The following is a 21,852-nucleotide window of genomic DNA, read 5'->3' on the forward strand; positions in this document are numbered from 1 at the left end:
AACCGAAAGAAACGAGTCATTCAGGCAGCAGGGGAGCGCCATGATCCTGAGTATTCTGGTGATGATGGGATTAGGGTTAATTGCTCTAAACTCTTTGCAACAGCAACTTTCCGCCGGACTTGCGCTCACGTCAAATCAGCATCGCTATGCTGTTGCCTGGGAAAATGCGGCTTCAGCATTGGTATGGGGCATAGGGCAGCCATGGAGCGACAGTCATGATTCTTACTGGCAGTGCCGGGATGTGGCGGCAGGGATCATTGTTTCAGGAAGTGGCAGGGCGTGTGCCCGGCCTTCGCTGCGTCAGGATATCTTTCTGGTTCGTGGTGAAGGTCGAATGGCTGAAGGCAATGAGCCTGTCATGCAGTATCAGCAAGTCAGTATCAACAAGCAGGCTGACGGGGATCTGATTTTTTCACCGCTGAAACAGGGATGGCTGGATTTTTGTCCTGAGAGTGATGAGCAGATCTGCAATGAATAAAAGCTATTCAATACAGCAAGGTTTCAGCCTCACGGAAGCGCTAATCGCCATGTTGCTCTTGTCAGTTTCCCTTCTGGGGCTGCTGAATTATTACCAGTCACTGAGCCAGGGTTTTATGCGTCAGTGGCAGGTTCAGCAGGCGTGGTCTGAAGCCCATTCACAGCTTGAAGCATATTCAGTGGCAGGAAAGGGTACAGAGCCTTTTGCGAAAGAGTGGGAATATCTGATTACTGGCACTTCAGACGCACAATCCTGCAAGTTGGTCACTGCGACAATTCAAACGCCGACAAAATATCAGGCAATATTGCGACGCCTGGTATGCAATTTGAGCCTCTGAAGCTGTACCTGCCAGCCGCATACTGCCGGGCAAAAATACGGTTAAGCCACTTGCAATGGCGGGCTAACAGCTTAGAGTGGTTTAACAGGGTGATTTTTCCCTATTGGGAGTAATTGGCTTTATGGCTAAAACGTGACGGAACACAGGAAGAAAATCCCGATTCGATTTTTTTCACAACTATCCTGTTTCTGCGGGGTCTGAACAGACTCAACCGCTCAAAACAGCTTGTTGAGGTTCATCTGTTGTTGAACCGTGTATTTATTGCCCGTGTGGCACGTTTATTCGATTGAGGGAGAGTGGCAATGTTAAAACAGGTTACCCGCGTTTCCGGGGTACTGTTGTTATTGACCTTTTGGGTTCCTGTTGTTTCAAGTGCTGCCGACTGGCAGCCTTTTGCACAAGCTATCAATAAAAGTCAGAACGACCCTCGTCAGTATCAGGCAATAAAACTGGCCAATGATATGACCGTTTTGCTGGTTTCTGACTCTCAGGCACCTAAATCACTCGCTGCACTGGCCATTCCTGTGGGTTCGCTGGAAGATCCTAATTCTCAGTTAGGTCTTGCCCACTATACCGAGCACATGTTGCTGATGGGCTCGAAGAAATATCCTCAGCCGGAAAGCCTGTCTGAATTCCTTAAGAAACACGGTGGCAGCCACAATGGCAGCACAGCCTCTTATCGAACCGCGTTTTATCTTGAAGTCGAAAACGATGCCTTGCCAGAAGCAGCAGATCGCCTTGCGGATGCTATCGGCGAACCGTTGTTAGACCCCGCCAACGGGGACCGTGAACGTAATGCGGTGAACGCTGAACTGACCATGGCCCGTTCGCGTGACGGCATGCGGATGGCGCAAGTTCGCGCAGAAACATTAAACCCCCAGCATCCGGCAGCCCGGTTCTCAGGGGGAAATCTGGATACGTTGAAAGATAAACCTGGCAGTAAGCTTCATGACCAACTGACGGCTTTTTATCAGCGCTACTATTCCGCCAACCTGATGGTCGGTGTGATTTACAGCAATAAAACGTTGCCTGAACTTGCTGAGCTGGCTTCCACAACCTTTGGTCAGATCGCCAATCACCACGCAGCCGTGCCGCCGATTACGGTCCCGACATTAACTGCAGACCAAAAGGGTGAGTTTATCCATTTCGTTCCTGCACAGCCGCGCAAAGAATTACGGGTTGAATTTGCAATTGATAACAACAGTGCTGATTTTCGCAGTAAAACCGATACTTATATCAGCTACCTGATAGGTAACCGCAGCCCGAATACTCTATCTGACTGGTTACAGAAACAGGGCTACGCCGATGGGATCAGCGCAGGTGCGGACCCGATGGTTAACCGTAATATGGGCGTATTCAATATCTCTGTTTCCCTGACTGATAAGGGGCTGGCGCAGCGCGACACAGTTATTTCGGCCATTTTTAGCTATCTCAACGAAATACGCGCGCAGGGGATCCGGAAATCCTATTTTGATGAAATTGCCCATGTTATGGCGCTCGATTTCCGCTATCCGGCGCTGACGCGTGATATGGATTACGTCGAATGGCTGGTGGATACCATGCTGCGCGTTCCTGTCGAGCACGTTCTCGACTCGCCTTATCTGACTGACCAGTATGATCCCAAAGCGATTGAATCACGGCTCACTGAGATGACGCCGCAAAATGCGCGTTACTGGATCATCAGTCCGAACGAACCGCACAATAAAATGGCCTATTTTGTTAATGCCCCTTACGAGATTGATAAAGTCTCCCCGCAAACTTACTCGCAGTGGAAGGCGCTGGGGCAGGGGATTTCGCTGTCGTTGCCAGCGCTGAATCCTTACATTCCTGATTCGCTTGCGCTGGTCACTAAAGATTCGACAGCGACGAAACCTGAGCTGTTGGTTGAGGATAAGGGCTTGCGTGTGTTCTACATGCCGAGCCGGTATTTTGCTGATGAGCCTAAAGCAAATGTCACCGTTTCTTTTCGCAATGAGCAGTCGCTCAGCACCGCTAAAAATCAGGTGCTGTATGGCCTGACGGATTACCTCACCGGTGTGGCTTTTGATCAACTGAGTTATCAGGCATCCATTGGCGGGATCACGTTCGGGACATCTCCGGATAACGGTCTGCAATTTACTGCTACGGGTTTCACCGAGTGCCTGCCAGATTTACTGGCCGCGCTGGTCGATAACTACCCCGATTTCAAACCGACTCAGGAACAGCTTGATCAGGCAAAATCATGGTATCTCGAGCGTTTGGCTTCAGCAGATAAAGGAAAAGCCTTTGAGCTGGCGTTGCAACCGGTGCAGTTGCTTTCGCGGGTGCCTTATACTGAGCGCAGCGAGCGTGAAAAACTGGTTTCCGCCATCACCCTGGATGACGTTAACGCCTATCGTGAACAACTGGTTCACCATGCTGCCGTGGAAGTGATGGTCGTGGGGAACATGACGGCTGATCAGGTTAAAGCGATGTCTTCGCAAATCATGCAAAAGCTGGGCGCGCATGGAACGCAGTGGTGGCGTGGAAAGCAGGCCGTGGTGACTGAGCCGCTGAAAGCCAACATCCAGCGTATCGGGACCAGTACGGACTCAGCGCTGGCTGCGGTATATGTTCCCACCGGTTATGATGAAGTTCAGGGCATGGCGTACAGCGCTTTGCTGGGACAGATTATTCAGCCGTGGTTCTACAGCCAGCTTCGGACACAGGAACAACTGGGTTACGCGGTGTTTGCTTTTCCTATTCCGGTAGGAAAACAGTGGGGGATTGGGTTCCTGCTGCAAAGTAACAGTAAGCAACCTGATTACCTGTATCAGCGCTATCTGGCATTTTATCCGCAGGCTGAAAAACGTCTGCGTGAAATGAAGGATGAGGAGTTCCTGCAATACAAACAGGGACTGGTAAACGAAATGCAGCAAAATCCGCAGACGTTAGATGAGGAAGCCGATCGTCTGGGGAATGATTTCAGTCGCGGCAATCCGCAATTTGATACCCGCACGAATGTGATCCGGGTTATTGCCGGGCTGACGCAAACTCAGCTGGCTGATTACTTCCATCAGGCAGTCATTAAGCAGGATGGCCTGACGATGCTGTCACAGGTGTCAGGTAATGACAGCAAAACGCCACAATACGCGGCGCCTGAGGGCTTTAAAACCTGGCCTGATACATCCACGTTGCAACAGGCGCTGGAACCGCGCGCTGATAAATAACATGCTGATGTGCAAAGAAAATAAAAAGGACGCGGGAGCGTCCTTTTTTACAACCGATGAGATGCTGGGCACTTTTTACAGTTCAGCGATCAGTATTTTTGAGCGACGCTGGTAGTTGTACATTTCCTGTTTCTGAATCGGTAATACATCCACTTCCGCTGGCTTAAAGCCACGTTCCTGGAACCAGTGAATACTGCGGGTCGTCAGTACAAACAGCCTGTTCAGCCCCATGAGTTTCGCCTGGCTGGCAACGCGTTGCAGTAACATTTCACCGCGTGAAGAGCTGCGGTAGTCCGGGTGAACCGCCACGCAGGCCATTTCGCCAATCCCTTCATCATGGAACGGGTAAAGCGCCGCGCAGGCAATGGTCAGGTTATCCCGCTCGATAATGGTAAATTTATCGATTTCCATTTCCAGCTGTTCGCGGGAACGACGTACCAGAATACCCTGTTGTTCCAGCGGACGGATAAGTTCCAGAATGCCACCGATATCGTTGATAGTTGCACGACGAACTTGCTCGGCACTTTCCATCACGATTTGCGTACCAATACCATCGCGCGAGAACAGTTCCTGAATCAGCGCACCGTCTTCCTGATAACTGATCAGATGGCTGCGACGTACGCCGCTGCGGCAGGCTTTCACCGCGCCGCGCAGGAAGCGAACGGTGCCGGAAAGATAATCGCCGCTGGATTCCATCTGATCAATTCTTTGCTGCGCATCGTTGGGGAACAGCTCGGAAATAATATTACCCTCCTCATTGATCACGCCCTGAGAAGAGCAGAAGCCGATCATTTTTTCCGCTTTCAGTTTGATCGCCAGTTGTGTCGCTACTTCCTCTGATGTCAGGTTAAAGCTTTCACCGGTAACCGAAACTGCGACCGGACCGAGCAAGACAATGGCATTGCTGTCAAGCTGACGGTGAATGGCTTCTTCATCAATACGACGGATACGGCCGCTGTGACAGTAATCAATACCGTCATCAACGCCCAGCGGCTGAGCAATAATAAAGTTGCCGCTGACGACGTTGATATGCGCACCCTGGAGCGGCGTATTATTCAGACTCATTGACAGCCGCGCTGTGATATCGAGTTGTAGCAGACCTGCGGCTTGCTTAACCAGTTCGAGCGCGCGGGCATCGGTGACGCGAATGTTTTTATGATAAATCGGTTCGTAATTGTGCTCAGAGAGGTTCTCATCAATCTGCGGACGGGCGCCATAAACCACTACCAGACGGATGCCTAAACTGTGTAACAGGCCGATATCATTGACAATATTGCTGAAATTCTCATGTTCAATGGCTTCTCCACCGAGCATGACAACGAATGTTTTGCCACGGTGAGCATTTATATAGGGAACTGAGTGGCGAAATCCCTGAACCAGTTCAGTACTACGTTCCTTCACGGCAAAACCTCGTATGAATTTTTATTCGTAATTTTTGTATTTTTATTCTTTTATGGCCCTGTGGCAAGTAAGAAATCTCTGTTTTTGTTTTAACACCCGTCACAAACAGTCAACAAATTGATAAATCGAATAAATGTTTAGGAATGACATGCAGGATACGATTCGCTAGAATTCGTAAACTGAGTTTTTTATCAGCTATTTTTAACTTTTGGACCTTTTTGAGACTGCATGACTGACGATACTCACAATCCCGGAAGACGACGCCTCCTGCAAACCGTAGCTGCTTCCTGGATGCTCAGCGTGAGTAAAGTGGGTTTTGCGGCCAGCTCGCAAGTTATCGCCGTACGCATCTGGCCCTCGTCTACTTATACCCGAATAACCCTCGAATCCAGCACTCCTTTAAAATATAAGCAGTTCCTGCTCAGCGATCCGTCGCGCGTTGTGGTGGATATCGAAGGCGTGCATCTCAACAGTGTACTCAAGGGGCTGAGTGAAAAAGTCCAGCAAAGTGATCCTTATATCCGGCAGGCGCGGGTGGGGCAGTTTGATACTAAAACGGTTCGTCTGGTGTTTGAGCTAAAGCGTGTCATCAATCCGCATGTCTTCACGCTGAAACCGGTCGCTGAATTCCATAACCGGCTGGTGGTGGATCTGTATCCGCAGGAGGGTGAGATCAGTGCTCAGGATGATCCGCTGCTGGCGTTACTGGAAGATTACAACCGCGGAGATGTCGCGCGAACGTTACCTCCGGAAAAAGCGAAAGACGGTCAGGCGGGACGAAGCCGGCCACTGGTAATCATGCTTGATCCCGGCCATGGCGGCGAAGATCCAGGTGCGATTGGCAAATACAAGACCCGTGAAAAAGATGTCGTTTTGCAGATTGGCCGCAGATTACAGAAGCTGATTGCGCGTGAACCCAATATGAAAGCGCATATGACCCGTAATGAAGACGTGTTTATTCCGCTCAAAGTTCGCGTGGCAAAGGCACGTAAACTGCGGGCAGACCTTTTTATTTCTATTCACGCAGATGCATTTACCAGCCGGGCGGCAAAAGGCTCGTCGGTTTTTGCGCTGTCAACCAAAGGCGCAACCAGTTCCGCAGCACGTTTTCTCGCACAAACACAGAATGAATCTGATTTGATAGGCGGCGTCAGTAAAAGCGGCGACCGGTATCTGGATCACACCATATTTGATCTGGTTCAGACGGCAACCATCAGCGACAGCCTGAAATTTGGCAAAGAAGTGCTGACACGTATGGGCAAGATTAATCATCTGCACAAAAATAAAGTAGATCAGGCCGGATTCGCGGTATTGAAAGCGCCAGACATCCCGTCGATTCTGGTTGAAACGGCGTTTATCAGTAACATTAATGAAGAGAAGAAATTGCGGACTGCGCATTTTCAGCAGCAGGTGGCGGAGTCCATTCTGGCCGGGATCAAAGCGTATTTCGCAGAAGGTGGGATGTCAGCGAGGGCATGAGTCCAGGCTGGATGCGGGATGATTATTTCCGTAGTTTGCCGGAATTCAGAAACAAAAAAACACCCGTTAGGGTGCCTGATGTTTTAACTTTTCTAGTAGTTGGTTGCGGGGGCCGGATTTGAACCGACGACCTTCGGGTTATGAGCCCGACGAGCTACCAGGCTGCTCCACCCCGCGTCCGTCACTACTAATTACTGCTTTACTTCATCACATTATCCGAACTGAGCATCTTCATGCATCGGTCTCGAATTGGTTGCGGGGGCCGGATTTGAACCGACGACCTTCGGGTTATGAGCCCGACGAGCTACCAGGCTGCTCCACCCCGCGTCCGTATACTGCTTTACTTCATCGTACAATTCAACTGAGCATTTTATGCATCGAAATCGAATTGGTTGCGGGGGCCGGATTTGAACCGACGACCTTCGGGTTATGAGCCCGACGAGCTACCAGGCTGCTCCACCCCGCGTCCGATGGAGGCGAACTATACTCCCCATGAGATTTCGTGCAACCCTTTTTTGAATTTATTCAAATAAAGCACTTAGTTGCTGGCTTTTTATCCACAAAATCGTCGTTTGGTGCTCAATTTGGCTCAGCACACTTTTTTCGGCTGTGGCAATTCCTTTCTGATAGGGCGTTTGTTATCGTTTCGCCAGTCATTTACCTGAATGTAAGAGAGCGCGGCAATAATGAAAGGACGTTGGAGTAAATATCTGCTGAGTGGTCTGGTGATAGCGGTGCTGGCGGGTTGTTCTTCGCGACCGACCGACCGGGGCCAGCAGTATAAAGATGGCCGTCTGGATAATGCGCTCGAATACGTCAATGAGCCGAATGCCACCGGCAAGCCGGTGAATGCGCTGGATTACTCTAATCAGGTCGCCGCGGTTCAAATTGCCTCTTCTTCTTTATACGGTCGTAATAACACGACGTTCCAGGCTGTAGAACAATGGCTGCGTTCCGGCGCTGATACCCGCAATCTGAGCCAGTACGGCATCAGTGCCTATCAGATGGAGGGCGCTGACAATTTCGGTAACGTGCAACTGACCGGCTATTACACGCCGGTGGTACAGGCGCGCTATACCCGGCAGGGTGAATTCCAGTATCCGCTTTACCGTATGCCGCCAAAGCGCGGCCGTTTGCCTGATCGCGCCTCGATTTATTCCGGCGCCCTCAGCGATAACTATGTGGTGGCCTGGACCAATTCCCTGATGGATAACTTTATGATGGAAGTGCAGGGCAGCGGTTATGTTGATTACGGCGATGGTCGCCCGTTCATGTTCTTCGGTTACGCTGGCAAGAATGGTCACGCGTATCGCAGTATTGGTAAGGTGCTGATTGACCGCGGTGAAGTGGCGCGCGAGAACATGTCGATGCAGGCGATCCGTCAGTGGGCGGACACCCACACACCGGCACAAGTGCGTGAACTGCTGGAGCAGAATCCGTCATTCGTTTTCTTCAAACCTGAGCCTTTTGCCCCGGTTCGCGGCGCCAGCGGTGTGCCGCTGATTGCCAAAGCCTCTGTGGCGTCTGACCGTTCGCTGATCCCGGCAGGAACAACATTACTGGCAGAAGTGCCGGAACTTAACGATAAAGGCAAGTTCACCGGTAAATATCATATGCGCCTGATGGTTGCACTGGATGTCGGCGGTGCCATTAAAGGACAACATTTCGATATGTATCAGGGGATTGGCCCTGATGCCGGCCACTCCGCAGGATTTTATAATCACTACGGACGCGTCTGGGTGTTAAAATCAGCGCAGAATGGCAAGCCATTGTTTACGGCCTTCGCGCCATCCAACTAGTTTTCACACGACAAAATTTCAACCGACAAAGTTTTCGAACGCACTGAGGTTTATCTTTTCATGACAGCTATTTACTCCGACGCTTATCAGCAACGTTTTGGCGGCACTGCCCGGCTATATGGTCAGCAATCGCTGGAGCTGTTCTCGCAGGCGCATGTCTGTGTGATTGGTATTGGAGGCGTCGGTTCATGGGCGGCTGAAGCGCTGGCCCGCACCGGTATTGGCGCGATCACGCTGATTGATATGGATGATGTGTGCGTCACTAACACCAACCGTCAAATTCATGCGTTGCGTGAAAATGTCGGGCAGGCAAAAACGGAAATCATGGCGCAGCGTATTCTGGCGATTAACCCGGAATGCAAAGTCACCTGCATCGATGATTTTATTACGCCAGATAATGTGGCTGAGATGCTCGATCAGGGCTTCAGCTATGTCATTGATGCTATCGACAGCGTCCGGCCTAAAGCTGCACTGCTGGCGTATTGCCGTCGTTTTAAAATCCCGGTGGTGACCACAGGCGGTGCGGGTGGCCAGATTGATCCGACCCAAATTTCCGTCGTGGATTTGGCGAAAACCATTCAGGATCCGCTGGCGGCAAAACTGCGTGAACGTCTGAAAAATGATTTCAATGTGGTGAAGAACAGTAAAGGTAAGCTCGGGATTGATTGCGTATTTTCCAGCGAACCGTTGATGTATCCGCAGGCTGATGGTTCGGTATGCGCTGCAAAGGCAAGCGCAGAAGGCCCCAAACGCATGGATTGCGCGTCTGGTTTCGGTGCGGCGACGATGGTGACCGCGACGTTTGGTTTTGTCGCGGTGTCCCACGTATTGAAGAAAATGATGGCTAAAGCACAGCGTCAGGCTCAGGCAGCCTGACGGGCGAGGGTGATGACGCCTTCTGCCAGCGCATCAAGCCCGCTGGAGCGGCTGGTACTCAGTTGCTCACGCAACCCCAACACAGCAAACAGCGCCAGCGGATCCCGCATTAATATCTCTTCTGGCGTTTTGCCTTCTACGGTGGTCAGCAGTACTGCCAGCAAACCTTTAACGATCCGACCTTCGCTGTCACCGTAGAAATGCATCGTTCCATTCTCCGCTTTTTCCGCACCCAGCCAGACCCGGTTTTCGCAACCTGCCAGCTCGTTTTCAGGTGTTTTCAGCGACGTATCCAGTGGTGGTAAAGATTTCGCCAGCAGGATTAGCTGACGGTAACGATCTTCCCACTGGCGGAATGACGCGAACTTTTCGGTCAGCGAGGTTTCGGTGATCTCATGGCCGAAAGGATGTGGCGCTAACATCATGGTATTCCTCAAAAAATAAATTAACCGGCTAACAGGTCGAGGGCATATTTTACCGCACCGACCAGCCGCATAACGTCCTGTTCATTATTATACGGCGCAAATGAGGCCCGTAATGTTCCGCTGATGCCCAGTGCGTCCATCAATGGCTGAGCGCAATGTTGTCCGGCGCGCAAGGCAATGTCCTGTTCGGCCAGCAATGCCACCAGATCACTGTGATGCACACCGGCGATATCGAATGCCAGAACAGAGGAATTCTGACAGCGGAAACTGCGGAAACCGTCAATCTGGGTAAGCTGCTCTTCAGCCAGACTCGCCAGATTTTGCGTATATTTCTCCGCCGCTTGCAGATCTAGGGTATTTAACCATTTCAGCGCTGCTGACATGCCTATCACACCGGCAATGTTAGGCGTACCCGCTTCAAAGCGATAGGGAACGGCCTGCGGTGTAAAACCGGTCATGGAAGCCCGGGTCAGCATTTTCCCGCCGCCCTGCCACGGTGCCATATTCTCGAGTAATTCAGTTTTGCCATACAGCACGCCGATGCCTGTCGGTCCGTAAAGCTTATGACCGGAGAAGGCATAAAAGTCGATATCGAGTTGTTGTACGTCTGGCGGGCAATGAACAACGCCTTGTGCGCCATCGATCAGAACGGATGTGTTGTTAGCGTGTGCCAGTTCAATAGCGCGGGCTATATCGGGTATGCCGCCGGTGACATTCGACATTTGCGTCAGTGCCAGAAGGCGGGTTTTGTTGTTCAGCAGGGCGGAGAGGGCGGTGATATCTGCAATGCCGTATTCATCCACCGGCAGCGTAATAACCTGCGCCTGACATTGCTCAGCCACCATCAGCCACGGAATAAGGTTCGCGTGATGTTCAGCCTGACTGACAATAATTTGGTCGCCGGGCTGCAAGCGCGGACGCAACCAGCTTTGCGCCACCAGATTTATTGACTCTGTGGTTCCCCGCGTCCAGACGATATTCGCGGCACGCGGCGCGTTGATCCACTGCGCTGTCAGCGTTCTGGCCTGTTCATAGGTTTCTGTCAGGCTTTGTGCTGCACGATGCTGGCTGCGGTGAACGGTGGCGCCTTCCTGTGAATAGAAATTCAGGGTGGCCTCGATCACCGCCTGCGGCTTCAGGGCAGTGGCGGCACTGTCGAGATAACATTGGCCCTGAGACAGCGCAGGAAACTGTTGACGAAAATCTGCGGGGTTAAAATCAGTCATACGAAATCAGATCCTTCGGCCTGAGTTAAAAAAACAGGTTTATCTGTAACACAAGCCGCTTATTCATTTTAGGAATGGTTACCTGGAAATTCATCAGAGGTTTGTTATGCTGAATTACGAAGACTAGAAGCATTAGCCTGGAGTCTTACCAGGAATTTGAAGCATATTAATCTGCAAGGAGTCTATGATGAAGAAGATCGCCGCCGTAATTTCAGCTGCACTGCTGACGACAACACTGGCCGCCTGTTCGAGCAACTATGTGATGCATACCAACGATGGCCGTACCATTGTTGCTGAAGGCAAACCTAGCACGGACAATGATACCGGTATGATCAGTTATACCGATGCGTATGGCAACAAGCAGCAGATCAATAAATCTGAAATCAAAGAAATGGCAGAAGGGAATTGATCCCTGATGTGAACACCTTGAGGCAGTTGCTCAGGTAACGTCACACTTTGCTTTATGACAAAACCGGCCCTCTTGCGATGAGGCCGGTTTTGTCACATTATGCGCTCGCCTTCCTGCTGCTTTGCGCTGTCCGTGGGGCATTTTTGCGACCTTTTGCAGCAAAAAAGGGGCAAAAAAAAGCACCGCAAATTGCGGTGCTAAAAAATCACTTTGGACAGACAGGGTAATGTACAGGAAGTGAAAAGTTTGTAGCATTCAAGCTACGCGTCTGGATTGCCAGACAATTGCAAACACAACATCACAACCACAAGCCAAAAGTATTTCAGCATCCTCATACCAATCTACTTTTCGTTCCGGCTCAGGAAGTGGCGCCACTATAGGTTTTTGCCTGTACATCCTCAACGGACAAATTATAATGTCTCGGATTAAAAAAACTAATACCCAAACCCACGGACAGGCGTTCCGCTAACCGGCGAATAAGAAGTATCCATTCTATGTCAAAACGTTTACCGCCTCTGAACTCTTTGCGGGTGTTTGATGCCGCAGCGCGCCACCTTAGTTTTACTAAGGCTGCCGAGGAATTGTTTGTCACGCAGGCTGCTGTTAGCCACCAGATTAAGTCACTTGAGGACTTTTTAGGGCTAAAGCTGTTCCGCCGCCGTAATCGCTCTTTGTTACTGAGCGAAGAAGGGCAGAGCTATTATCTGGATATCAAAGAGATATTTTCTGCTCTGAATGAGGCCACGCGTAAACTTCAGGCACGCAGTGCCAAAGGCGCACTGACCGTCAGTTTGCCGCCAAGTTTTGCGATTCAATGGCTGGTGCCAAGATTGTCTGGCTTTAACTCAGCTTATCCGGGCATCGATGTGCGTATCCAGGCGGTAGACCGTGAAGAAGATAAATTGGCCGATGATGTGGATGTCGCCATATTCCATGGCCGGGGTAACTGGCCGGGGCTGCGGGCAGAGCGTTTGTATGCGGAATATTTACTGCCTGTTTGCTCTCCTTCTTTGCTGATGGGGGATAATCCGCTGAAGGAACCCGCCGATTTAAGTCATCACACATTGCTGCATGATGCCTCCCGTCGCGACTGGCTGGCGTACACCAAACAGCTTGGGTTGCAACAAGTGAATGTGCAGCAAGGGCCGATTTTCAGCCACAGTGCGATGGTGGTTCAGGCTGCCGTCCACGGGCAGGGTATTGCACTGGTGAATAATGTTATGGCGCAGACCGAAATTGAGGCCGGGCGTCTGGTATGTCCGTTCAGTGAGGTTTTAATCAGTAAAAATGCTTTTTATCTGGTTTGTCATGACAGTCAGGCAGAACTGGGTAAAATAGCCGCCTTTCGTCAGTGGATCCTCGCGCGTGCAGCCAGCGAACAGGAAAAACTGCGCTTTCGTTTCGATCAGGCGTGAGACCTGATCTCCGGGGATAGAACGTCCTGATTCTGCTGATGAAACTGATTAATCAGGTTTTTCATCAGCAAATAACGATAACAGGTAACACATAATGACCAGTCGTTCAATGTTGATCTTCGCCGCGATCAGCGGTTTTATCTACGTCGCTTTCGGTGCGTTTGGCGCACATGTATTGAGTCAGTCGCTCGGCGAAGCGGAACTGGCGTGGATACATACCGGGTTAACTTATCAAAGTATTCATACGCTGGCGGTGATGATTCTGGGTGTTGCGATGCAACGTCAGCGCAATGTGTGGTTCTACTGGAGCAGCGCTTTTCTGGCGCTGGGAATCGTTTTATTCAGCGGCAGCCTTTATTGCCTGGCGCTGTCGCATCTCCGTTTATTCGTTTTTGTCACTCCGATTGGCGGTACCTTGTTCCTGGTCGGTTGGATTTTGTTGTTGATCGGCGCACTGCGCCTGAAGAAAAAGGCCGAACGCCATGAATAAAGTTGCTCTCTACTGCCGTCAGGGTTTTGAAAAAGAATGCGCAGCAGAAATTACTGACAAAGCTGCGAAGATGGAAATCTTCGGTTTTGCCCGTGTCAAAGAAAACAGCGGTTATGTGCTGTTTGAATGCTATCAGCCTGATGATGCTGACCGCATTGCTAAGGAACTGCCCTTCCGTGAGCTGATTTTTGCCCGTCAGTTGATCGTGGTGGGGGAGTTACTGAAAGATTTACCGCCGGAAGATCGTGTTTCTCCGATCGTCGGCATGGTTCAGAACGTCATCACCAACGGGGGTGAGCTTCGCGTTGAAGTGCCGGATACCAATGAAAGCAAAGAACTGACCAAGTTCTGCCGCAAACTGACAGTGCCGCTGCGTTCTGCGATGCGCGAATGCAAAGTGCTGGGCAAGAAAGAGAATGCGCTGCGTCCGGTAGTGCATGTGTTCTTTATCGCGCCGGGTTGCTGCTATGTGGGTTATTCCTATAGCAATAATAATTCACCCTTCTATATGGGCATTCCGCGCCTTAAGTTTCCTTCCGAAGCGCCAAGCCGTTCGACGCTGAAACTGGAAGAGGCTTTCCATGTTTTTATTCCGGCTGATGAATGGGATGAACGTCTGGCAAGTGGCATGTACGCGGTGGATTTAGGCGCGTGTCCGGGCGGCTGGACGTATCAGCTGACACAACGCAGCATGATGGTGACGGCAGTCGACAACGGTCCGATGGCGCCAAGCCTGATGGAGACCGGTCAGGTTATTCATCTGCGTGAAGACGGCTTCCGTTACAAATCTACCAGCACCAAGAACTACTGGCTGGTGTGTGATATGGTTGAGAAACCGGCGAAAGTGGCTGCGTTGATGTGTGACTGGCTGGTCAACGGCTGGTGTCGTGAAGCGATTTTCAACCTTAAGTTGCCGATGAAAAAGCGTTACGAAGAAGTTTCTAACATTCTTGAGCGCATCGATGAACGTCTGAAAGAAAATGGCGTGAATGCGGAGATCTTCGCGAAACAGCTTTATCACGATCGTGAGGAAGTCACCGTGCATATCCGTCGTTTCTGGTCGGCAATTGGCGGGCGTCGCGATGAGCGTGATCGCTGATACTCTTCATACTTCGAGTTGCTGATGCGTTGGCTGCATGCGCTCACCCGAATCACTTACTTATGTAAGCTCATCGGGATTCACTTACTTGCCGCCTTCCTGCAACTCGAATTATTTTGAGTATCTGATTATGGCGTTTCTTAATAAGAAGCGCCTTTTTTACACCCATTTTATGGCAGACGCAGTTGCTGTAAATTGCCATCCAGCGCGACGTCGGTTTGCAGCGTCGACACCCGTTTGCAGGCATAGGCCAGTTCCCGGTGCTCCTCCAGCTTATGACGCCATTTTTCCGGCACGCCTTCCAGATTGTCGTAAAGTGCATCCAGCGAGCCAGTTTGCGTCAGTAAGGTGACCGCCGTTTTCGGGCCAATGCCCGGCACGCCCGGAATTTTGCTGCTGCTGATCCCCGCCAGTCCCCAGTAGTCGGTCAGTTGCTGTGGCAATACGCCAAAGGTTTCCTGCACAAAAGGCATATCCAGCCAGCGTTTCTGGAAGTAATCGCGGATCTGAATATTGGGTGCCAGTAACTGACAGTACCCTTTGTCCGTTGAAACGATAGTGACCTGATGGCCGCCCGCCGACACTTTTGCCGCCAGCGTCGCCGCCAGATCATCGGCTTCATTCCCCGCCGAGTGCCAGCAGGCAATGCCCTGTGCTTCGAAACCGGCTTTCAGGCTGGGCATTTCCGCGAACAGGTTGTCCGGCATCGGTGAACGTCCGGCTTTGTAGTCCGGCAGGCACTGATGACGCCAGCTGTCGGCGCGGTCGTCTTCATCGAACACGGCGACGGCATGGGTGGGTTGTGTATGTTGGATCAGTTGCCCGATGGCATTCTGGCAGGTAACCAGACAAGGCGAGCCCTGCACCGCATGGATCCGGCGGATCAGGTTCAGGGCATCGATAATCAGCAGATGTATAGCCATGATAATCTCCATAATAAAGGCGACTCGCGTCGCCCTTAGATTTGCTTGAGAAGTGTGACTGGCCGTATATTCAGGCGATCAGGCACAAATCTCATAACAAGGGATGTACGCGCTGCCCGGCAATTTCATGCGGTGCTGTGCGACAAAACCTTGCAGCAGGCTGTCCATTTTTTTCATTAAGGCCGGATCGCCGTGTAGCTTGAAGCGCCCGTGTTTTTCGATAGCGTGGATCCCAAATTCTTTCACGTTACCGGCCACAATACCGGAGAAGGCGCGGCGCAGTGCGGCGGCCAGTTCCTGCGGTGGCTGGTTCGGATAAAGATTCAGGTTCGCCATGTTTTCATGGTTTGGCTCGAACGGATGCTGCAAATCGGGCGCAATGCGAATCGACCAGTTGAAACTGTAGGCATCACCGCTGTTACGACGGTTTTCTTTCACCAGCGGCATGGCGCGTTTCATCTGGCGGGCGACTTCTGTCGGGTCGTCGATGATGATGGTGTAGAACTTACAGGCTTCTTCACCCAGCGTTTCTTTAATGAAGGCATCGAGAACGTGGAAGTAATCGGCGCTTTCTTTCGGGCCGGTGAGGATCAGTGGTAAAACCTGATCGCTGTTTTCCGGATCCATCAGTATGCCCAGCAGATACAGCAATTCTTCTGCTGTGCCTACGCCGCCCGGGAAGATAATGATCCCGTGCGCAATGCGGACGAAAGCCTCAAGACGTTTTTCGATATCCGGCATGATGATCAGTTCGTTAACCAGCGGATTCGGTGGCTCAGCGGCAATAATCGACGGTTCTGTCATGCCGATAAAGCGACCGGCTTTATAGCGTTGTTGCGCATGACCCACGGCGGCCCCTTTCATCGGGGCTTCCATCGCGCCCGGACCACAGCCGGTACAAATGTTCAGTTCACGCAAACCCAGCTGACTGCCGACGTTGCGGGCATACTGATATTCAATTTCATTAATTGAATGTCCACCCCAGCAAACCACCATGTTCGGATCTTCATCCAGATGCAGGGCGCGGGCATTGCGTAAGATAGAGAACACCAGATTGGTCAGATGCGCTGAGTTTTCAGTATTCAGGTGCTGAAAACGACCGGCGTTGTCGATTTGCCCGCTCACGAACAGGATATCGCGCAGGACAGCAAACAGGTTGGCCTGGAGTGAGCGGATAATCCGGCCATCAACAAATGCGTCTTCCGGTGGGTTTACCAGTTCGAGTTTCACGCCACGTTCTCTGCGCAGCACATTAATATCAAAGCTTTCGTAACGTTCGAGAAGTTCTTTACTGCTGTCAGTCTGGCTGCCGCTGTTAAGGACGGCCAGTGAACAATTTCGGAAAAGGCGGTAGAGGTCGCTGCTCGCTGTACGTTTGAGCATGTCGACTTCCAGCTGCGACAACAAATCCATTGAGCCTAACGGGCTGATATGTGTAATCAAAGTTGCTCCTTGGCACCAACGGGTGCAATGATTCTTTCTGCTACCTGATTGCGGCGCATGATTTTCGGATCATGTTTTTTGCGCCGTATGCGATTTAACAGTAACCCCGCCATCAGGCTTTTACCAATGCTGACAGAGCGTTAGCTCAGTTCTTGAGCAACGTCTCGCATTATTGTCTGACAAGTCTCGTGGTTGCAGGTTCAAACGGGAAGTTGGATCTCCACGGATTGATATCCAGACCGCCGCGGCGTGTATAGCGTGCATAAACGGCAAGCTTTTCAGGCTGGCAGAAACGCATGAGGTCATTGAAGATGCGTTCAACGCATTGTTCGTGAAATTCATTGTGATGGCGGAAAGAAACCAGGTAACGCAACAGCGCTTCACGATCGATTTTCGGGCCGCGATATTGGATCTGGACGGAACCCCAGTCAGGCTGATGGGTGATCAGGCAGTTGGATTTCAGTAAATGACTGACCAGCGTTTCCTCAACGATCTCATCGCCTTTGGCATTGGCCAGATAATCCGTGCTGAACACATAACTGTCGATTTCAATGTCCTGCTCATCAATGCACGTCCCTTCAAAATGCCCGACCGGCGAACCTTCAATTTCAGACAGGCGGCTGACGGTCACCGTGACGTCGCCTTGCGCGCAGGCGCTTAAATCACGGGTTAACGTTTCCTGCACCGCCTGCCAGTCGGGGAAAACGGTCTGATTAAAGCTGTTCAGATAGAGCTTGAAGCTTTTGGATTCGATCAGATTCTGGCTGTGGGCATTCAGACTGATTTCACCCACGGCCACCTGCGGCAGGCCTTTTGCATTGAGCCACGACAGTTCGTACAGCGTCCAGATATCTGCGCCATGAAAGGGTAAGTCGTCAGGGTATAAACCCAGGGGTTCACGGTTCATGCTGCGCGGAACGGCCTGCAATAAAGAGGCGTCGTATTGATCGACATAAGCTGTGCTTTTACCCAGCGTCAGTTGCGCCAGGGCGGGGTTATCCTGATATGAGGACATGCTGTCACCTTAAGAAATAGGTACAATAGTGAATAATCCCTAGTTTACCCCAGCCTTACCGGAAGATGAGAGAATTATGGAGTCTGAAGTTTCTGTAGCATTGCGTGAATTTACTCAGCGTTATGTCGATCTCTGGCAGGAGGAAACCGGCATGCCACCTGCCAGCGAAGCCCTTGTTGGTGTGGATTCGCCGTGCGTGGTCAAAACAGAAGAAGATAAAGTCTTCTGGCTGACGCAGACATTTATCCCTGAAGCAACGCTGCAAAATGTGGAGCGCGCGCTGGAATTACAATTGCGTCCCGAAGCCCATGCGTTTTACACCACGCAGTATGCAGGGGATATGACCGCCAGCTGGCAGGGAAATGCGCTGACGTTATTGCAGGTCTGGAGCGAGGACGATTTCACCCGCTTGCAGGAAAATCTGATCGGGCATCTGGTTACGCAAAAGCGATTGAAACTGTCACCCACTCTTTTTTTGGCGACCACCGATTCTGAGCTGGATATGGTCTCGTTATGCAATGTGACCGGCAATGTGCTGCTCGAACAATTCGGCAGTAAAAAACGAACTATACTCTCGCCATCGTTATCAGAATTTCTTACAATGCTGACCGCTGTCTGTCCCGCCTGACTATCATCTTCTGAACTCCCCCATCCCGCAGAGCACAAATGGCTCACAAGCGTGTGAGAGATCTCTCACAAAGGCTGTAAGAGATCTCGCTAATTTGACTTAGTTAATCATCGATAAAAATACTTATAATAATTAAAATCAATAAGTTAAATTATTTATTGTTTGTGGAGTGGCTTACATCACCTCATTTTGGCTTACAGCCTGTCTTGCCGGGAAGGCAGAAATCAACGATTCTAGTCGTGCACAAAGGAAGCATGAAGCAGAACATCAGGATGATGGCTGATTCATAAAAGAAGGGGACGACTCAGGAAGAGTCAGGACGGCATCGGATTATGCCAGGATGTTTCAGGATGAAACCAGGGACACCTCCAGGACGGAGAAGAGAGCTCACAAAGGAAGCTGAGCGGGTCACAGATGACCAAGGGATTTGAGTCAGGATGATTTAGGATAGCCCGTCAGGATGAAAGTTGGACGATGCGAAGGACAGCCGGTTAGGATAACCGCAGGAAAAGTTTTCAGGGATTGAGCAGGGAGCACTGAGGTAGCTGGATTGCTATAAAACGAACCGGGGGCACTGTGAAAACAGTGCCCCCAACTTTTTATGTGAATAACAATGGCCTCTGTAAAACCTTTCTCTCAGTCAAAAGCGCCAGCCACACCCTCAGCCGATCGCTCCTAAGACATCATCCTGCCCCTGCTTTTTCGGCAGCAGGAATAGCGTGGCAAAAATATCCAGCAGATAAATCGCCGCCAGCAAGGTAATGGCCGCGGTAAATGACACCTGCGCCACCAGCATGCCGATCACCAGCGGACCAAAACCGCCGACACCGCGTCCAAGGTTAAATAACAGATTCTGCGCTGTCGCCCGGACACGCACCGGATAGAGATCGGAAATCAGCCCGCCGTAACCACCAATCATGCCGTTCACGAACATGCCCATCAGTGCGCCCGCGAATAACATCAGCGTCGGGTCAGTCAGTTGTGCGTAACACACTACCATCACGACTGCGCCAATCTGGTAAATCAGGAAGATTTTCCAGCGCGGGAAACGGTCAGACAGCATGCCGAACAGCCAGATGCCGAAGGTCATGCCGATAACTGTTACGGCGGTCCACAGGCCGGATTTGGTCAGCGAAAAACCAAAGTTTTTTGACAGATAACTCGGCATCCAGATCATCAGACCGTAATAGCCAAAGTTCTGAACCGAACACAGGATCAGAATACCGAGGCTGGCTTTGGTGGTGGCTTTATCGCGGAACAGGCGCTTAATGCGGCTGAACAGCGTGCCGTCGTTGCTGGCTGATGCGCTTTTCACAAAGGCTTCCGGTTCGCCCATCGTACGACGAATGAGAAAAGAGGCCAGTGCCGGAAGCAGGCCGACCAGGAACATGCCGCGCCAGCCGATAATCCCCAGCAGCAGCGGCGTCAGGAAGGCCGCCATTAACACGCCCAGTTGCCAGCCCATACCCACGTAGGCCGAAGCGCGGTTACGTTTTTCAGCGGGCCAGGCTTCTGCAATCAGCGCCATGCCAATACCAAATTCGCCACCCAGCCCGACACCGGCCAGCGTGCGATAGATGAGTAAATCCCAGTAGCCTTGTGCGAAAGCGCATAAACCGGTGAACAGGGAGAACATCAGAATGGTGAAGGTCAGTACGCGGATGCGGCCGAAACGATCGCTGATTGGCCCGAAAATCACACCGCCAAGCACGGCACCAATCAGTGTCCAGGTCACCAGTGAACCACTTTGTGAGGACGACAAGCCAAATTCGCTGGTAATGGCCGGGAGCATGAAACCGAGGATCAGTAAATCGAAACCGTCCATGGCGTAGCCGGTTACGGAGGCCAGCATCGCTTTGGCGGGTGTTGCATGGGCTTTTTGAGGGTGTTGTGCGGACATGTGGACACATCTGTAAAGAAAAAAGTGGCGGTAGTTTGCCCGTATCGGGCGTTTATCGCTACCACGAAAAACTTATGGCTGGATTGATAAATTGGATAGGATGCAGAAAGTTGGGGCATCAGTCCTTCAATGTTATGCTTTGCGCCCCCTGGCGGAGGCTGCCCGGGGCCATGAACGAAGAGAGTGATTAATGAATACAGAAAACCAGGTTCGTCAGATTTTAGAAGATATCGAGCAGGCCATGCGTGATGAAAAATTGTGGCACGCCACGCCGCCGGAAGCGGAAGCCTTTGAAAGCAAAGAGCCGTTTTCAGTGGATACTATGTCTGCTGAACAATGGTTGCAATGGGTGCTGGTCCCCCGTATGTACGCGTTGCTGGAGGCTCAGGCGCCACTGCCAACCCGTTTTGCTATCACCCCCTATTTTGAAGTGGCGATGCCTGAAGCATTACGTTTGCTGAGTCAGTTGCAACGCCTCGACGATTTGCTGAACATAGAAGACTGACATGCTGGAAATTTTGTATCAGGACGAACATCTGATCGCAGTGAATAAACCTGCTGGCATGCTGGTTCATCGCAGCTGGCTGGACAGCCATGAAACGGTATTTGTGATGCAAACCTTGCGGGATCAGATTGGTCAGCATGTGTTTACGGTTCACCGGCTGGATAAGCCGACGTCCGGCGTATTACTGCTGGCACTTTCCAGTGAGGTGGCGCGGTTACTGTCACAGCAGTTTGAAAATAACCAGATGAGTAAGGTGTATCACGCCGTGGTCCGCGGATATGTGCCGGGAGACGGCACCCTGGATTACGCGCTGACTGAAGAGCTGGATAAAATTGCCGATAAGTTTGCCCGTCCGGATAAAGCGCCACAACCTGCGGTCACGCATTATCGGGTGCTGGCACAGGTCGAGATGCCGGTGGCTGTCGGTCGTTACGATACCGCACGTTATAGCCTGGTCGAACTGAAACCGGAAACCGGCCGTAAGCATCAGTTGCGCAGGCATATGTCGCATCTGCGTCATCCGATTATCGGGGACAGCGCTCATGGCGACTTAAAGCAAAATCGTGGTATGACGCAGCATTTCGGTTGTTCCGGGCTGATGCTGCACGCGAGTCATATGCAATTGCCGCATCCGGTAACGGGTGAGCCGTTGTCGATTCAGGCCCGCTGGGATCATCGCTGGCAAAATGTGGTGACGCAGTTTGGCTGGCAGGGGAAAATCCCTGAGCTTGAAAGGGTTGAGTTTGCAGAAACTTGCCGTCAGGATAGTGCACAAATTTAAGTCCTTTGATTGAAATATTGGCATCACACAGGAGT

The 21,852-nt window shown here is 51.4% G+C and carries 20 protein-coding genes and 3 tRNA genes; 13 read left to right on the forward strand and 10 right to left on the reverse strand.

Going from position 1 to position 21,852, the window contains the following annotated elements; translation table 11 throughout:
• The first annotated feature begins 40 nt into the window (after positions 1-40).
• From RAHAQ2_RS04300 to ptrA, 3 genes are all read left to right on the forward strand, one after another.
• Positions 41-478 carry a YgdB family protein gene (locus RAHAQ2_RS04300; protein WP_037040497.1) on the forward strand — a complete coding sequence of 146 codons (438 nt, stop codon included), beginning with the start codon at positions 41-43 and terminating at the stop codon, positions 476-478.
• On the forward strand, positions 471-815 hold the full coding sequence (locus tag RAHAQ2_RS04305; RefSeq protein ID WP_015696069.1) for a prepilin-type N-terminal cleavage/methylation domain-containing protein: 345 nt from the start codon (positions 471-473) through the stop codon (positions 813-815). The genes RAHAQ2_RS04300 and RAHAQ2_RS04305 overlap by 8 nt, the downstream gene beginning before the upstream one ends.
• Before the next feature lie 302 nt (positions 816-1,117).
• Positions 1,118-4,003 (forward strand): pitrilysin, encoded by a 2,886-nt coding sequence (ptrA, locus tag RAHAQ2_RS04310; RefSeq protein WP_015696070.1) that lies wholly within the window; start codon positions 1,118-1,120, stop codon positions 4,001-4,003.
• Between the two features lie 75 nt (positions 4,004-4,078).
• On the opposite strand, the gene argA is transcribed toward ptrA, so the two are convergent.
• Positions 4,079-5,404, reverse strand: a complete 1,326-nt coding sequence (argA, locus tag RAHAQ2_RS04315) for an amino-acid N-acetyltransferase (RefSeq protein WP_015696071.1) — start codon at positions 5,402-5,404, stop codon at positions 4,079-4,081.
• 228 nt (positions 5,405-5,632) lie between these two features.
• On the opposite strand from argA, the gene amiC reads away from it, so the two are divergent.
• Complete coding sequence (gene amiC, locus RAHAQ2_RS04320) at positions 5,633-6,883, forward strand: N-acetylmuramoyl-L-alanine amidase AmiC (protein ID WP_015696072.1); 1,251 nt, start codon at positions 5,633-5,635, stop codon at positions 6,881-6,883.
• Positions 6,884-6,983: 100 nt separating this feature from the next.
• Here amiC and RAHAQ2_RS04325 read toward each other — a convergent pair.
• The 3 genes from RAHAQ2_RS04325 to RAHAQ2_RS04335 all read right to left on the reverse strand — a co-directional run bounded on the left by RAHAQ2_RS04325 (position 6,984) and on the right by RAHAQ2_RS04335 (position 7,349).
• A tRNA-Met gene (locus RAHAQ2_RS04325) sits at positions 6,984-7,060 on the reverse strand.
• 73 nt (positions 7,061-7,133) lie between these two features.
• Positions 7,134-7,210 (reverse strand) — tRNA-Met (locus RAHAQ2_RS04330).
• 62 nt (positions 7,211-7,272) lie between these two features.
• A tRNA-Met gene (locus tag RAHAQ2_RS04335) sits at positions 7,273-7,349 on the reverse strand.
• A gap of 220 nt (positions 7,350-7,569) precedes the next feature.
• On the opposite strand from RAHAQ2_RS04335, the gene mltA reads away from it, so the two are divergent.
• The gene (mltA, locus tag RAHAQ2_RS04340) at positions 7,570-8,682 is read left to right on the forward strand and encodes a murein transglycosylase A (protein ID WP_015696073.1); all 1,113 of its coding nucleotides are present in this window, start codon (positions 7,570-7,572) and stop codon (positions 8,680-8,682) included.
• 60 nt (positions 8,683-8,742) lie between these two features.
• Positions 8,743-9,558 carry a tRNA cyclic N6-threonylcarbamoyladenosine(37) synthase TcdA gene (tcdA, locus tag RAHAQ2_RS04345; RefSeq protein ID WP_015696074.1) on the forward strand — a complete coding sequence of 272 codons (816 nt, stop codon included), beginning with the start codon at positions 8,743-8,745 and terminating at the stop codon, positions 9,556-9,558.
• Here the strand turns inward: tcdA and csdE are convergent.
• Both csdE and csdA read right to left on the reverse strand, forming a co-directional pair.
• Entirely contained in the window at positions 9,546-9,983 is a 438-nt protein-coding gene (csdE, locus tag RAHAQ2_RS04350; protein ID WP_015696075.1) for a cysteine desulfurase sulfur acceptor subunit CsdE, read from the reverse strand. The genes tcdA and csdE overlap by 13 nt on opposite strands.
• Before the next feature lie 20 nt (positions 9,984-10,003).
• Entirely contained in the window at positions 10,004-11,209 is a 1,206-nt protein-coding gene (csdA, locus tag RAHAQ2_RS04355) for a cysteine desulfurase CsdA (protein ID WP_015696076.1), read from the reverse strand.
• Between the two features lie 187 nt (positions 11,210-11,396).
• On the opposite strand from csdA, the gene RAHAQ2_RS04360 reads away from it, so the two are divergent.
• The 4 genes from RAHAQ2_RS04360 to rlmM all read left to right on the forward strand — a co-directional run bounded on the left by RAHAQ2_RS04360 (position 11,397) and on the right by rlmM (position 14,622).
• Positions 11,397-11,618, forward strand: coding sequence for a YgdI/YgdR family lipoprotein (locus RAHAQ2_RS04360; protein ID WP_015696077.1), 222 nt, complete (start codon positions 11,397-11,399; stop codon positions 11,616-11,618).
• Positions 11,619-12,112: 494 nt separating this feature from the next.
• Complete coding sequence (locus RAHAQ2_RS04365; protein ID WP_013574178.1) at positions 12,113-13,033, forward strand: transcriptional regulator GcvA; 921 nt, start codon at positions 12,113-12,115, stop codon at positions 13,031-13,033.
• A 94-nt stretch (positions 13,034-13,127) separates the two neighbouring features.
• A complete protein-coding gene (locus RAHAQ2_RS04370) occupies positions 13,128-13,523 on the forward strand; it encodes a DUF423 domain-containing protein (protein WP_015696078.1) in 396 nt (131 codons plus the stop codon).
• Positions 13,516-14,622 (forward strand): 23S rRNA (cytidine(2498)-2'-O)-methyltransferase RlmM, encoded by a 1,107-nt coding sequence (gene rlmM / locus RAHAQ2_RS04375; protein ID WP_015696079.1) that lies wholly within the window; start codon positions 13,516-13,518, stop codon positions 14,620-14,622. The genes RAHAQ2_RS04370 and rlmM overlap by 8 nt, the downstream gene beginning before the upstream one ends.
• Before the next feature lie 170 nt (positions 14,623-14,792).
• Here the strand turns inward: rlmM and xni are convergent, their stop codons facing one another.
• The 3 genes from xni to queF form a co-directional block, all read right to left on the reverse strand.
• A complete protein-coding gene (gene xni / locus RAHAQ2_RS04380) occupies positions 14,793-15,545 on the reverse strand; it encodes a flap endonuclease Xni (protein WP_015696081.1) in 753 nt (250 codons plus the stop codon).
• 78 nt (positions 15,546-15,623) lie between these two features.
• Positions 15,624-16,988 (reverse strand): nucleotide 5'-monophosphate nucleosidase PpnN, encoded by a 1,365-nt coding sequence (gene ppnN, locus RAHAQ2_RS04385; RefSeq protein WP_015696082.1) that lies wholly within the window; start codon positions 16,986-16,988, stop codon positions 15,624-15,626.
• 169 nt (positions 16,989-17,157) lie between these two features.
• Complete coding sequence (queF, locus tag RAHAQ2_RS04390; protein ID WP_015696083.1) at positions 17,158-18,003, reverse strand: NADPH-dependent 7-cyano-7-deazaguanine reductase QueF; 846 nt, start codon at positions 18,001-18,003, stop codon at positions 17,158-17,160.
• A gap of 76 nt (positions 18,004-18,079) precedes the next feature.
• Here queF and syd point away from each other — a divergent pair, with 76 nt between their 5' ends.
• Positions 18,080-18,631 (forward strand): SecY-interacting protein, encoded by a 552-nt coding sequence (syd, locus tag RAHAQ2_RS04395; RefSeq protein ID WP_015696084.1) that lies wholly within the window; start codon positions 18,080-18,082, stop codon positions 18,629-18,631.
• Positions 18,632-19,292: 661 nt separating this feature from the next.
• Here syd and RAHAQ2_RS04400 read toward each other — a convergent pair.
• The gene (locus tag RAHAQ2_RS04400; RefSeq protein WP_015696085.1) at positions 19,293-20,531 is read right to left on the reverse strand and encodes an MFS transporter; all 1,239 of its coding nucleotides are present in this window, start codon (positions 20,529-20,531) and stop codon (positions 19,293-19,295) included.
• Between the two features lie 190 nt (positions 20,532-20,721).
• Here RAHAQ2_RS04400 and RAHAQ2_RS04405 point away from each other — a divergent pair, with 190 nt between their 5' ends.
• Both RAHAQ2_RS04405 and truC read left to right on the forward strand, forming a co-directional pair.
• Entirely contained in the window at positions 20,722-21,036 is a 315-nt protein-coding gene (locus tag RAHAQ2_RS04405) for a YqcC family protein (protein ID WP_015696086.1), read from the forward strand.
• A 1-nt stretch (position 21,037) separates the two neighbouring features.
• Positions 21,038-21,817: a tRNA pseudouridine(65) synthase TruC gene (truC, locus tag RAHAQ2_RS04410; protein WP_015696087.1), complete on the forward strand. Its 780-nt coding sequence runs from the start codon at positions 21,038-21,040 to the stop codon at positions 21,815-21,817.
• Positions 21,818-21,852 lie beyond the last annotated feature (35 nt).

This window comes from Rahnella aquatilis CIP 78.65 = ATCC 33071, assembly GCF_000241955.1.
In the GTDB taxonomy this organism is placed as follows: domain Bacteria; phylum Pseudomonadota; class Gammaproteobacteria; order Enterobacterales; family Enterobacteriaceae; genus Rahnella; species Rahnella aquatilis.

Excerpts from the sequence above, each read along its gene's own strand:
- RAHAQ2_RS04300 (WP_037040497.1), top strand. The coding sequence starts at position 41 with ATGATCCTGAGTATTCTGGTGATGATGGGATTAGGGTTAATTGCTCTA.
- RAHAQ2_RS04305 (WP_015696069.1), top strand. The coding sequence starts at position 471 with ATGAATAAAAGCTATTCAATACAGCAAGGTTTCAGCCTCACGGAAGCG.
- rlmM (WP_015696079.1), top strand. The coding sequence starts at position 13,516 with ATGAATAAAGTTGCTCTCTACTGCCGTCAGGGTTTTGAAAAAGAATGC.
- syd (WP_015696084.1), top strand. The coding sequence starts at position 18,080 with ATGGAGTCTGAAGTTTCTGTAGCATTGCGTGAATTTACTCAGCGTTAT.
- ptrA (WP_015696070.1), top strand. The coding sequence starts at position 1,118 with ATGTTAAAACAGGTTACCCGCGTTTCCGGGGTACTGTTGTTATTGACC.
- tcdA (WP_015696074.1), top strand. The coding sequence starts at position 8,743 with ATGACAGCTATTTACTCCGACGCTTATCAGCAACGTTTTGGCGGCACT.
- mltA (WP_015696073.1), top strand. The coding sequence starts at position 7,570 with ATGAAAGGACGTTGGAGTAAATATCTGCTGAGTGGTCTGGTGATAGCG.
- xni (WP_015696081.1), bottom strand. The coding sequence starts at position 15,545 with ATGGCTATACATCTGCTGATTATCGATGCCCTGAACCTGATCCGCCGG.
- RAHAQ2_RS04400 (WP_015696085.1), bottom strand. The coding sequence starts at position 20,531 with ATGTCCGCACAACACCCTCAAAAAGCCCATGCAACACCCGCCAAAGCG.
- amiC (WP_015696072.1), top strand. The coding sequence starts at position 5,633 with ATGACTGACGATACTCACAATCCCGGAAGACGACGCCTCCTGCAAACC.
- csdE (WP_015696075.1), bottom strand. The coding sequence starts at position 9,983 with ATGATGTTAGCGCCACATCCTTTCGGCCATGAGATCACCGAAACCTCG.
- RAHAQ2_RS04365 (WP_013574178.1), top strand. The coding sequence starts at position 12,113 with ATGTCAAAACGTTTACCGCCTCTGAACTCTTTGCGGGTGTTTGATGCC.
- RAHAQ2_RS04405 (WP_015696086.1), top strand. The coding sequence starts at position 20,722 with ATGAATACAGAAAACCAGGTTCGTCAGATTTTAGAAGATATCGAGCAG.
- RAHAQ2_RS04360 (WP_015696077.1), top strand. The coding sequence starts at position 11,397 with ATGAAGAAGATCGCCGCCGTAATTTCAGCTGCACTGCTGACGACAACA.
- truC (WP_015696087.1), top strand. The coding sequence starts at position 21,038 with ATGCTGGAAATTTTGTATCAGGACGAACATCTGATCGCAGTGAATAAA.
- RAHAQ2_RS04370 (WP_015696078.1), top strand. The coding sequence starts at position 13,128 with ATGACCAGTCGTTCAATGTTGATCTTCGCCGCGATCAGCGGTTTTATC.
- csdA (WP_015696076.1), bottom strand. The coding sequence starts at position 11,209 with ATGACTGATTTTAACCCCGCAGATTTTCGTCAACAGTTTCCTGCGCTG.
- queF (WP_015696083.1), bottom strand. The coding sequence starts at position 18,003 with ATGTCCTCATATCAGGATAACCCCGCCCTGGCGCAACTGACGCTGGGT.